The sequence below is a fragment of the Coleofasciculus sp. E2-BRE-01 genome (assembly GCF_040221695.1).
Taxonomy (GTDB): Bacteria; Cyanobacteriota; Cyanobacteriia; order Cyanobacteriales; family Coleofasciculaceae; genus Coleofasciculus.
The window spans coordinates 1-11201 of sequence record NZ_JAVKEA010000073.1 but is presented as its reverse complement, the minus strand read 5'-3'; the positions used below and the strand labels follow the sequence as shown (position 1 = coordinate 11201).

Annotated in this window: 11 protein-coding genes and 1 pseudogene; 6 read left to right on the top strand and 6 right to left on the bottom strand. The window is 46.5% G+C overall.

Features of this window, described 5'->3' with window-relative positions; all coding sequences use genetic code 11:
* Positions 1-550: 550 nt before the first annotated feature.
* Together RIG66_RS09090 and RIG66_RS09085 are read right to left on the bottom strand one after the other, a co-directional pair.
* Positions 551-679 carry a hypothetical protein gene (locus RIG66_RS09090; protein WP_446377293.1) on the bottom strand — a complete coding sequence of 43 codons (129 nt, stop codon included), beginning with the start codon at positions 677-679 and terminating at the stop codon, positions 551-553.
* Positions 680-700: 21 nt separating this feature from the next.
* On the bottom strand, positions 701-1843 hold the full coding sequence (locus RIG66_RS09085) for a protein kinase domain-containing protein (protein ID WP_446377253.1): 1143 nt from the start codon (positions 1841-1843) through the stop codon (positions 701-703).
* Positions 1844-2273: 430 nt separating this feature from the next.
* On the opposite strand from RIG66_RS09085, the gene RIG66_RS09080 reads away from it, so the two are divergent.
* The 4 genes from RIG66_RS09080 to RIG66_RS09065 all read left to right on the top strand — a co-directional run bounded on the left by RIG66_RS09080 (position 2274) and on the right by RIG66_RS09065 (position 4889).
* Complete coding sequence (locus RIG66_RS09080) at positions 2274-2438, top strand: hypothetical protein (RefSeq protein WP_446377251.1); 165 nt, start codon at positions 2274-2276, stop codon at positions 2436-2438.
* A 6-nt stretch (positions 2439-2444) separates the two neighbouring features.
* Positions 2445-3872, top strand: a complete 1428-nt coding sequence (locus tag RIG66_RS09075) for a S1 family peptidase (protein ID WP_446377249.1) — start codon at positions 2445-2447, stop codon at positions 3870-3872.
* 241 nt (positions 3873-4113) lie between these two features.
* Positions 4114-4464 (top strand): hypothetical protein, encoded by a 351-nt coding sequence (locus RIG66_RS09070; protein ID WP_446377247.1) that lies wholly within the window; start codon positions 4114-4116, stop codon positions 4462-4464.
* Positions 4461-4889 (top strand): PIN domain-containing protein, encoded by a 429-nt coding sequence (locus RIG66_RS09065; RefSeq protein WP_446340430.1) that lies wholly within the window; start codon positions 4461-4463, stop codon positions 4887-4889. Before RIG66_RS09070 ends, RIG66_RS09065 begins: the two co-directional genes overlap by 4 nt.
* Before the next feature lie 175 nt (positions 4890-5064).
* On the opposite strand, the gene RIG66_RS09060 is transcribed toward RIG66_RS09065, so the two are convergent.
* Positions 5065-6519 carry a bifunctional orotidine-5'-phosphate decarboxylase/orotate phosphoribosyltransferase gene (locus RIG66_RS09060; protein ID WP_446377245.1) on the bottom strand — a complete coding sequence of 485 codons (1455 nt, stop codon included), beginning with the start codon at positions 6517-6519 and terminating at the stop codon, positions 5065-5067.
* A complete protein-coding gene (locus RIG66_RS09055) occupies positions 6516-7016 on the bottom strand; it encodes a low molecular weight protein-tyrosine-phosphatase (protein ID WP_446377243.1) in 501 nt (166 codons plus the stop codon). The genes RIG66_RS09060 and RIG66_RS09055 overlap by 4 nt, the downstream gene beginning before the upstream one ends.
* A gap of 148 nt (positions 7017-7164) precedes the next feature.
* Between RIG66_RS09055 and RIG66_RS09050 the strand changes: the two genes are divergently transcribed.
* Positions 7165-8538 carry an SGNH/GDSL hydrolase family protein gene (locus RIG66_RS09050; protein ID WP_446377241.1) on the top strand — a complete coding sequence of 458 codons (1374 nt, stop codon included), beginning with the start codon at positions 7165-7167 and terminating at the stop codon, positions 8536-8538.
* A 211-nt stretch (positions 8539-8749) separates the two neighbouring features.
* A complete protein-coding gene (locus RIG66_RS09045; protein WP_446377239.1) occupies positions 8750-9361 on the top strand; it encodes a hypothetical protein in 612 nt (203 codons plus the stop codon).
* A 248-nt stretch (positions 9362-9609) separates the two neighbouring features.
* Here RIG66_RS09045 and psbC read toward each other — a convergent pair whose 3' ends face one another.
* Both psbC and RIG66_RS09035 read right to left on the bottom strand, forming a co-directional pair.
* The gene (gene psbC, locus RIG66_RS09040) at positions 9610-10971 is read right to left on the bottom strand and encodes a photosystem II reaction center protein CP43 (protein ID WP_446377287.1); all 1362 of its coding nucleotides are present in this window, start codon (positions 10969-10971) and stop codon (positions 9610-9612) included.
* Positions 10972-10978: 7 nt separating this feature from the next.
* A pseudogene (locus RIG66_RS09035) lies at positions 10979-11201 on the bottom strand (photosystem II D2 protein (photosystem q(a) protein)); the annotation flags it as partial.

Below are 11201 nucleotides of genomic sequence, written 5' to 3'. Positions count from 1 at the left end.
AGATAAAGACGTGCCATGGCGCGTCTTCACAGAGTCATCAAGTAATTCATCTGAATCATTAACTTCAAAGATAAATGCTAACGTCAATTATTGTTAAAACTTATAGTTTAATCGGAACTCCTATCCTCGTATGGATGGGGCAAATCCAGAAATCCTCCCTAAACGGGACACCAGTAGAACTTGGCGGTTTCATCGGTAATCACCTAGCCAAATTTTAGAGAACGTATATTCTATAGCAAAAGGCAGAAAGCAGGGACACGGCAATGCCCATTGGTGTCAACTTAACCAGAAGAAGCCCAGATTTCTTTTGAGCGAGCGGCATTATCTCGATGTCGCTTGCACTGTATTGGGAACTTCAGTATAGGAGAAGAGGTTAAACTCAAGAGCGCGATCGCGGATTTTTACAAAAGTTGCTGGAGCGTAAGCTGTCATGCATTTAAATTGGGTATTAGTAGCGAGCAAGATGCTCGCACTACAAGGATTTCACCATTATTGACATTAAGGTTGAAATGCCGAACAGCTTACCCTTTACTTTGTTCCTGAACTACATTTATTCAGATTCAATAGATGGATAAAGACGCTTGAGTTTAATTCGAGCATCTTGGGTTGTAAAACGCCAGTTAACTTGGGAATCTGCCTGATTCCGTTCAGCTTCCCAAGCATCCACTGCCTGCTTCAAAATCTCTTGGTCAGCGACAACCTATTCTTCCAAAAACTGAGACTTGATTTCCTCTAATTCCCTGTCCATTTGACTTTTAGTTTTTTGAGTATTGGCAGAACCTTTAGTCGGCGGTATCGATTTGGGTGGGGTACTTTTAGATGTCGGTGGCTGCAAAAACTCAGACTTCAAATCCGCTAATTCTTTATCTAACCCTTTCCCATATTGAGGCGGATTTGGCTGGGGCTTCATTGGCGCTGAAGCTGGAGGGGGTGAAGGTTTTGCCGATTTAACCTTAGCCACAGGGGTTTGAGACTGTAAATCCTGGAGTATCTCCGCCACCGATTGGTAGCGCTGATTCGTCGCACTGACTAACATCTTATCTAAAATTTTAGCCACGCGATCGCTGACTGAATTTTTCAACCCTTGTCGCCATACCCAAACCCCCTGATTCACATCAAACAAGTCGAAGGGATGGATTCCCGTTAGCAGATGGATACACGTCACGCCAAGACTATAGATATCACTCGCAAATACCGCTTTACCGATACTTTGTTCAGGCGCGACATACCCCACCGAACCAATCACTGTCCCGGTTCTGGCTAACGCTGTACCTGTCGCCACTTTTGATGCGCCAAAATCAACCAGAAATAGTTGCTTATCCCGATTTCGACGAATAATATTTTCCGGTTTAATATCGCGGTGAATAACATGATGTTGATGAACGAATTGTAAAACAGGCAACAAATTATTCAACACATCGCGAACTTGGGCTTCTGTAAACGCGCCTTTTCTTGCCAACTCCTGGGCTAAGTCTTCGCCCTCAATAAACTCTTGCACCAAATATTGATGGCTATCTTGACAAAAATACGCCAACAGTTCTGGAATCTGGGGATGTTTACCCAACTCATCTAACCGTACTGCTTCTTGGGTAAATAACTGCGCCGCTTTTTGTACCGTACTGGTTCCCTGGGCTTGGGGGAAAAACTGCTTAATCACACAAGGGGGATGAGACGGTTTATCCTCATCCACGGCTAAAAATGTTCGCCCAAAACCCCCTTGTCCCAAGGGGTGAACCGTGCGATACCGTTCCTTGAGGCGTACTTTTGACCCGCAGGTGAGGCAAAATTTGGTTCCGGCGGGATTTTGGGGGTTGGTACAGTTAGGATTGAGACAGTAACTCATGGGGGTAGTTGGCAATTCAGCGCTTATCTCTATTTTGCCTCTAAATGATGAGTAGTTTTTTTACTCTTATTCTTTTACCCTATTATCCTATTATCCTATTATCCTATTACTTTATTCCGTCTCAACTTAATTTCGTTTAGGATGCTACGATTCCTTATCTGAGTACATACTTTCCCGGCTCACAGCATAATCTGATAACAGGGGTGAATGGTACTCATTACCATTAGTCCTTGCCAGCTAAGCGACAATTGACACTCGGTAGGGTGTTGAAGTCTCTCTGATGGACGGGGAATTAATATTTGTCCTGTTTTCTGGTGGATGAGTCACCGACAACTCTATAAAAACTCAGCATTGCCCTGTCGGAAAATCCTGCTAAACTCAAAAAAACACCCACGACCCGCCATAACCCGACTCCTTGGGGTGAGACGTTATGGACTATTCTCGACTGGTGAAACTCAATCGACTACTGTTAGCCGGAACTGCCCTCGTGGGCTTATTTTCCATCGTCACGGGAGGGATAGCGGGTTCTGCGGCGGGGTTAGCCGATCCCGTGTTAGAGATGACACTGGAGTGGGAAGCCAAGGCTAAGGATTAAAATTCCATGTCTCTGGAAACACTGTTAGAGGACTGCACGGTCAAGCTCTCGATCCCGGGGAGCTGGGGGACGGGTTTTTTCGTGGCTCCGGGTTTGATTCTCACCTGTGCCCATGTTGTGAAGCCGCTGACGGATCGGGGGCGGGTGCGGGTGCGATGGCGGCAGCAGATCTATTTTGCCGAGGCGGAGGTGGTGGAGCGAGCTTCTGAATTGGATCTGGCGCTGTTGCAGTTGCTGCCTGAGACTACGGATTTGACGGCTGGCTTACCTTGCGTTTGTCTGGATGAGGAGCTTCAGGCTGGTCAGGAATTCTATTTTTTTGGTTATCCGGATCGGGATTTTGACAATGGTTGTCCGGTAACAGGTAGCTATGAGGGGTTAACGGGGGATGTGCCGCCCCTGATTAAGTTTAAGCTGGCTCAAGTGCGACCGGGCATGAGTGGATCGGCGCTGTTGAATCGGCAGACGGGGAAGGTCTGCGGGATGGTAAAGTTTACTCGCGATCGCGCCTCTGATTTGGGGGGTGGGGCAATTCCGGCGTCTGTAATTTTGCAACGGTTTCCCCAATTGCGGCAGCTTCAGAAAGATTTTTACGACCAAGATCAACACTGGCACAATCTGCTAACCCAAAAAGCTGAATTGAAGGATTCTTCATCTAAAGCAAAAATTTTCTTAGGCAACTCTTTATTTAAAGTATCTAGAACGAGAGTTATATTTGGGTTTTCCTTACTGACTCTTAGCACGACTATACTATTTGGCTTCAAAGCTCAATCCCCCTTAAATCTACCTTTCGGAAGAAGTTTTTATACAGACATAGAAAAAGTGGAAGCTCAAACAGAGAACGTTGACTTTGCGAACGTTGATTCTCTCCGCTTTGTAACCGAGGATGCGAGATTTACTGACATTGATGACGATAGACTTGGTGACAGTAATTTACTAAAACAAATATTAGAAATAAGATTTGCAATTTACAACAACAGTGAACCCGAGATCAATATCTCGAATTTTCAGGTTGTTGTTTATAAAGAATACAGATCAATATTTGTAAGTTCTCGACTTAGACGTATAGTCAATATAACTCCAGAAAATCCTTTTATAATGCAAAACATAGTCTATGGTATAGCTCCAGAAGATAGTGAATATTTCTTGTTAAGGTATAGAAATACAGTGGGCAATGGAATCATGAGCAGTGCTGATGTAGTTGGTGTTTTAGTGTATTATCACTCATCTTCAGGTGACGTCGGTAAGTTGAAGTCAGAAAAACTACTTCTTCTGGATTTTAATCCTTCTGAAATAGTTACATTTGATGAGTCCTACATCTTGAACAGAATTAAAGAGGTTGAAAGATCTGAAGTTGATGAACAGCAGAAGAAAAAAAAGTTAGAAAACCTACGTGGTTTGCTAAGAGATATTGTTAGACACAAAAATCTTTGATTTAATTTCTGCTTCTTTTAAGTCGGTGCAGGCAGAAGTGTGGAATCCAGTCATAAAACTTCATGCTTTATTCAGACCAGTTTGTCTGACCGGATGGGATGTGGGTGGCAAGGGGGGGTTCTGGAAGTGCGGGAAGCGCTAATAACGTTTGATATGATGTCCGGCAAATCACCCTTAATAAAAAAGGCCGAAACCCTTGCGGTTACAGCATTGTTATTGTGGGCAATTCACCGGACTTGATATGAGGAACAATTCAACCCAATGCTTGGCGATCGCACCCCTGACGTTCTCAGAAGGCAAAATAGTAGATACAACACAACAGGAGCCAGAGATGACACTCAATGAACTCTTGCCAGCCATTCATCAACTCAACCCTACCGACAAGCAAAAACTGTTCGAGCTTCTCGATCGCGAACTGCACCCAACCCCCCACACACCCGCCCCAAAACTTCAACCCGAAAACTTTGAAAACGAAGGTCAGTGGCTCATCGCAGTCTTTGAGCGACACTTCAGCCAGATCGAACCCAACGAAATTCTCATCGAGCCACGGGAACCCATTCGAGTTGACGAAACCCTGTTTGGCGAACCATGAAAATCATTCTCGACACCAACGTCATTTCGGAACTCATTCAGCCGAGGGGTTCGAGCGTCATCCGCGAATGGTTAGCCAGCCAAAACGGTGCATCACTGTACACAACCAGCATTACCCAAGCCGAAATTCTGTACGGTATTCAAATTCTTCCAGAAGGACAGCGACGACAGAAATTGCTCGACGGAGCATTGATCGTCTTTGAGGATTACTTGGCAGAGCGAATTTTAGCATTCGATCAAAAAGCCGCTGAGCTTTATTCCCAAATAGCAGCTTACCGCAAACAAATCGGTCGCCCCATCTCACAATTTGATGCACAAATTGCAGCCATTTGCCGAGTTCACCAGGCAACATTAGCGACCCGCAACATACGCGACTTTTTGGATTGTGGAATTGATTTGGTTAATCCGTGGGAAGCCAAGCGATGAACTGCTTTCCTCTCTGAGATGTGGGTGGGGGCAAGAAACCGGGTTTCTGCGATAGATTTCGGTGAGGATGCAGAGATTGCCATAGAAACCTTGGTAGTCAGCGCTATAGTGTTTATGGCGCTAAAGCGCAACTACGAACTTCACACGAATTTAACTTAAGGCGTGGGACGTTCGCTTATTGAACACTGTGGTTAAATGCTTGGAATTGTTCCTGAGTTATCCGCCCGGCTTGATACAGGGTTTGGGTAATTTCCGAAATCGTTAACACGGAATGCGCCTGATAACCATTGTCCCTCAATCTATCTTTCACCCCCCCTTCGTGATCAATAAATACGACAATATCCTGCACGTTTAACCCCCCGGACTCCAACTTCGCTGCCCCTTCCATCACACTCTTCCCACTAATCAAAATATCATCCACCACTACTACCGTTTCCCCTGGCTCAAAGTGACCCTCAATCACCCGTCGCGTGCCATGGGCTTTCACTTCCTTGCGGGGAAAAATCATCGGGTGATGCAGACGCAGGGATAACCCGGTTGCTGTAGGTAATGACCCATAAGGAATCCCGGCAATCCGGTCAAAGGTTAAACCTTGCAGAATCTCGGCATAAGCACTCAGCATTAGATGGAAAAGTTGGGGATTGGAGATAACTTTCCGCAAATCAATATAGTAGGGAAAAACGGCTCCAGATGCTTGGACAAATTCGCCAAATAGAATACAACCCATGTCATAAAGTTGGAGAATTAAATCCTGATGGGGATGTTGTTCGAGAAAACAGACATCAGGCATCCATAAATCACAAGCAGAACCCTGTTGAATCTTTTTCCCTCTTGCCTGATTAATCTCCTCTCGCAGGGTTTGTATCGCGGCGGCGGGTTCTTCTGTGGCTAACATATCTTGGGGAACGGGTATTAATAACCCCTCACCATTGCTATTTAACCCAGCCGCTAAAATTTGGTTCAGTTCAGCCCCTCCCTCCGCCCAGATACTCCGGGCTAAAATTAAGCGTTCTGGGGCAATTGACCGAATTTTTGCCAATACGTCGGGAGAGGTTGTGCCAACTTCTAGGGCTAAATCTTCAGGTGCGCCCCAGGTTCTGGCTTCTTTAACTACTTGCAGATAAAGGGGTGTTTGGGATTGGGGATACTGCTGAATCGCCACAGCCGCCGGATTGGAGGTGCAGCAGAGAATAAAGACGGCTTTACCGGGATAAATTAAAAAGGGTGCAACATGGTCTTGTCCAGAATAAGGACTCAGCGTAACCGCATCAATCCGCGATCGCGTAAAAATGGTTTCGGCAAAGACGGTGCTAGTGTTTAAGTCACCATGTTTGGCATCTAAAATAACCGGGATGGAGTCAGGAATCGCCGCGAGTGTCTGTTCTAATAAATTGAGTCCCGGTGCGCCCAACGCTTTGTAAAAGCCAAATGTGGGCTTATAGGCGCAGACTAAATCGGCGGTTTGCTGGATAATTACGTGCAGCCAATCCCTTAACCCATCCATCAGATCACCGGAGTGTTCTCCAGTGGAGTAACGCTTGGGCATCATTTCTGGGTTAGGATCGAGTCCGACTACCAGTAAACTTTGATTTTTTGCGATCGCATGATTGAGTTTCTCAAAAAAGCTCATTGGACTTTGCCCTTGGCGGGTAGGGAATAGGTTTTAATCACATACTCCAATAATCCCTCGCAAGCATCGAGGAGTAAATCAATCACTTGGTTAAATCCCTCTGGACCTCCATAATAGGGATCAGGAACGTCTCGTATCCGATGACGAGTGGCAAAATCACACATTAATCGCACTTTATCCCGATACTTCCCCGTCGCATCCAGAAACAGAATGTCGCGTAAATTCTCCCGATCCATCGCCAAAATCAGGTCGAACGCTTCAAAATCAGGGACTTGAAACTGTCGGGCTTTTCCCTTGAGGATGATTCCCCGCTGGCTGGCGGCGAGAGTCATGCGTTCATCGGGAGGAGAACCAATATGATAATCACCCGTTCCCGCCGAGTCACAGACAATACTCTCCTGAAGTCCCGCTTGTTCAATTAAGTGATTCATAATGTTCTCGGCGGAGGGAGAACGGCAAATATTACCAAGGCAGACAAAGAGTAGCTTGCAGGGCATCGGTATAATGGATAGTTCTGTACAACTATGGATTTTAACCCGCGCTCAGATGTAACCTTCCCATTTTAATGTCAGTCTGATGACCCGATCCGTGTTAAGTTTAGCAACGCAGCCGCCTGATTCTGTGATGATTTGAGGAAAGTATTTGATGTTCAAGTCGCGCCGCCGTCGCACCTACCGTAAGCGCCGCCGCCCCTTCCCATTGCTCACGATCATTTTGGCGATTCCGATTGTCTTGATTCTCCTAGAATTGTCCACTCGGCTGTTGGTGGGTGTCATGGGCAAAACCGCTGAGTTAGCTGCTTACGAGGGTGAACCAGCGATCGTGAATGTTTACCGCCTCAAGTTTTTGAATGAATATGATCAGCCTTACGAGGGGTTATCCGAACAGGGGCGACTTGCTGCCCACCGTAGTCTGGCTGTGGGGTATGAGCTTGAAGGCGAGCAAACCAGCAATTTTTGGCAGATTAATCCCCAAGGATTCCGCGACACTGAACCTGTTCCCCTAGACAAACCCAACAATGAATTTCGGATTTTTTTACTGGGAGGATCAACCGCATTTGGTCAATGGAATCCCAGTAATCAAGCCACGATCGCGGCTCAACTGGAAGCACGTCTGAAGGAACGGGTTGCTCAACAGCAGCGTTCTCCGGAGAAATATAGACCGACAGATTTGCCCTTCTATAAACCGGATTTAGAAAAGGCGTTGGCGTTGCCTCCTAAGATTAAAGATGGTCAATATCGGGTGATTAATGCGGCTGTACCTGGGTATGCATCGGGGAATGAATTGGCTCAGTTAGCGTTGCAAATTTTGCCCTACCAACCGGATGCGATCGTGGTTTTGGATGGATACATGGATTTGCTCCTACCGAGCGATCGCATGGCAACGGACATTCCCCATATTGAAACCTTTCTTAGTAATGCCTCTGGGCATTTTTGGACGCACCTCTCCCAAGAGTTAACTTCTGTGGTGACGAACACCTATCTGGTGAAAGCCATCCAATACTGGATAGTACGTCCTCAACCCTCGGTGAGTCGGCTGAGTTTAGCGGCGTTGAATGGTACAGCCCACCTAGCCAACTATCTTCCTGCTGACCCAGAGGAACTGCAAGAACGAGTTACCCGTTATCGCGATCGCCATAAGCAAATGATTCGCTTGGCAACTGGGGCATCTGTTCCTTTAATTATCGCCGTACAACCCGAAATTACGGGTCGTGGGGGTAACCAACAGATTTCACTCAGAGAGCAGGAAATTTTGGTTGAATTAGGAGCAGATTATCAGACACGAATCCAAGATGGCTATGTTGCTTTAGCCAAATCACTGGATCAGCTTCAAAGCTGGTATCCCGAAAATGTGAAAACGCTGAACTTCTACGATGTTTATAACGATTTTTCTGATCGGGCGTTTTGGGATGCCATTCATTTGACCGAGGAAGCCAACCGCATCTTATCGGAGCGCTTATACCAAACGCTGACGGCTTCATCTGAGCTGCAAGTGCCTCCGTCTCGACCTATACCTTAATCAGTGCTGTTGCCATGAACCGGAAACTTGAGGAGAATTTCGGCAATCCGTAAAGTTCTGATCAACTTCACAAAAAAAAGACTGAGTTCGCTTAGATGAATCAGTGTTAATACCAAGTTGCATTCAAAGATATAACTTTCCCTTCTCCTGCTTCCCCTGCTTCCCCTGCTTTTCCTATTTACTATGTTTGATCGCAACTCGGTATAAGCCTATGCCTTACAGTCAATTTACCATCGGCAAAGTCAAAGAAGAGTTTAACCTGACAATTGTTGAAGGGGTGCGCTTTTTCCCAGACGCCCTAGAACCTATCACACCCAGTCCCAGACTACAAGGCATTTTAGAGGATTTACCCTGGGCGATCGCGGTGGATACAGAAAAAGCTCGTTCTGAAGTGATTATCAATCCCGTCCTTTTAGAAGTGCGGCGCATTTTGGGGCAGCAAATCAGCGTATTTTCCGGGGAAGAATTTAACATTGATGCAACTGTGGGATTGAATGGAGTGTGCGATTTTATCATTAGTCGTTCCTCGGAACAATTAACGGTGGAAGCGCCGACAATTGTAATTGTTGAAGCCAAAAAATCAGATTTAAAATCGGGACTCGGACAATGCATTGCGGAAATGGTCGCAGCACAACGATTTAATCAAGTTAATCAAGTGAAAGAGCAACCTATTACAGCGGTTTACGGGAGTGTTAGTAGTGGTACACAATGGCGATTTCTGAAGCTGGAAAAGCAAACGGTCACCATTGATTTAAGAGATTACTCTCTTCCTCCTCTTGAAGAAATTTTGAGCTTTCTGGTGTGGATGGTTAAGTCTGGTTGAATTCATGCCAGGTTTTTAGAACATTGGCACGTCCTCTTCAAATCAAGCCAATTGCCACACGCATAAGGGAAATTTATCACTTTATGTACGGGAGAGCCAAAAAATTCCGTAGTTTTATATCAGAAAACTATACCCTCGTCAAGGTAAGGAAACTCGCACAATCTTCTTGTCTACCAACAAAAAAAGGCTCTTGCGTTTCAACAAGAGCCTTCAAGCCAATTAAGTGTCAGTGGATGAAATGAACCAATCTAGTCAAGATCACCCATAAACAATACTGGCTCACTCTCACGGTCAATACCTTTTTCAAATCCAGCAACAGCCGCACGAGCGCGACCCGCATGCCAGAGGTGACCGATCAAGAAGAAGAATCCTAAGATAAAGTGAGCCGCAGCCAACCATGCACGGGGATTAACATAGTTAAACCCGTTCATTTCCGTAATAATTCCACCAACAGAGTTGATCGAACCGTTCGGTGCATGGGTCATGTACTCAGCAGCACGGCGCAGTTGCCAAGGCTGAATATCATTTCTCAGCTTGTCTACATCCAATCCGTTAGGACCACGTAGCGGCTCTAACCAAGGACCTTGGAAGTCCCAGAAGCGCATGGTTTCACCACCGAAGATGATTTCTCCAGTCGGAGAGCGCATCAGGTATTTACCTAAACCAGTAGGACCTTGAGCAGAAGCAATGTTTGCCCCTAACCGTTGGTCACGCGCTAAGAAGACGAAGGACTGAGCCTGAGACGCTTCTGCGTTGGTTGGACCATAAAATTCGCTGGGATAAGCGGTGTTATTGAACCAAACAAACGAAGCCGCGATAAAGCCCATCAGGGACAACGCACCTAAGCTGTAGGAAAGATAAGCTTCTCCAGACCAGATAAAGGCGCGACGTGCCCAACCGAAGGGCTTGGTGAGAATGTGGAAGATACCGCCAGCAATACAGATCAGACCGATCCAAATATGTCCGCCGATAATATCTTCCATGTTGTTGACGCCGATAATCCAACCTTCTCCACCAAAGGGAGAGGTGGTTAGATAACCGAAGATCACTGCTGGGTTCAGCGTTGGGTTGGTGATGATCCGCACGTCACCACCGCCGGGTGCCCAAGAATCATAAACACCACCGACAAACATGGCTTTAATTACGAGCAGTAAAGCACCTAGACCTAAAACAATCAGGTGGAACCCGATGATTGTGGTCATCTTGTTCTTATCTTTCCAGTCGTAACCAAAGAAGGCGGAATACTCTTCTAAGGTTTCTGGACCACGAACGGCGTGATAGATACCGCCGAGACCCAGAACGGCAGAGGAAATGATGTGCAGTACCCCAACGACAAAGTAGGGGAATGTATCAATCACTTCACCACCGGGACCGACACCCCAACCCAGGGTCGCTAGGTGAGGTAAAAGGATTGCGCCCTGTTCATACATGGGCTTTTCGGGAATAAAGTGGGCAACTTCAAACAATGTCATTGCCCCAGCCCAGAAGACAATTAGTCCAGCATGGGCAACATGAGCCCCCAGTAATTTACCGGAGAGGTTGATCAGACGGGCATTACCCGCCCACCAGGCAAAACCTGATGATTGTTGGTCGCGGTTTCCCGCCACCATGGAACTACTAGAGAGCGTTACCACGGGGTAGTACCTCCTCAGGGAATACAAACTTCTGGTGTGGTTGGTCTTGAGGCGCCAGCCAAGCCCGGACTCCTTCGTTGAGCAGAATGTTCTTGGTGTAGAATGTCTCGAATTCGGGGTCTTCCGCCGCCCGGATTTCCTGGGACACGAAGTCATACGCCCGCAGGTTTACCGCTAAGCCAATCACACCCACTGAACTCATCCAC

Coding starts and splice junctions, on each gene's coding strand:
- RIG66_RS09085 (WP_446377253.1), bottom strand. CDS start 1,843: ATGAGTTACTGTCTCAATCCTAACTGTACCAACCCCCAAAATCCCGCC.
- RIG66_RS09080 (WP_446377251.1), top strand. CDS start 2,274: ATGGACTATTCTCGACTGGTGAAACTCAATCGACTACTGTTAGCCGGA.
- RIG66_RS09075 (WP_446377249.1), top strand. CDS start 2,445: ATGTCTCTGGAAACACTGTTAGAGGACTGCACGGTCAAGCTCTCGATC.
- RIG66_RS09070 (WP_446377247.1), top strand. CDS start 4,114: ATGAGGAACAATTCAACCCAATGCTTGGCGATCGCACCCCTGACGTTC.
- RIG66_RS09065 (WP_446340430.1), top strand. CDS start 4,461: ATGAAAATCATTCTCGACACCAACGTCATTTCGGAACTCATTCAGCCG.
- RIG66_RS09060 (WP_446377245.1), bottom strand. CDS start 6,519: ATGAGCTTTTTTGAGAAACTCAATCATGCGATCGCAAAAAATCAAAGT.
- RIG66_RS09055 (WP_446377243.1), bottom strand. CDS start 7,016: ATGCCCTGCAAGCTACTCTTTGTCTGCCTTGGTAATATTTGCCGTTCT.
- RIG66_RS09050 (WP_446377241.1), top strand. CDS start 7,165: ATGTTCAAGTCGCGCCGCCGTCGCACCTACCGTAAGCGCCGCCGCCCC.
- RIG66_RS09045 (WP_446377239.1), top strand. CDS start 8,750: ATGCCTTACAGTCAATTTACCATCGGCAAAGTCAAAGAAGAGTTTAAC.
- psbC (WP_446377287.1), bottom strand. CDS start 10,971: ATGGTGGCGGGAAACCGCGACCAACAATCATCAGGTTTTGCCTGGTGG.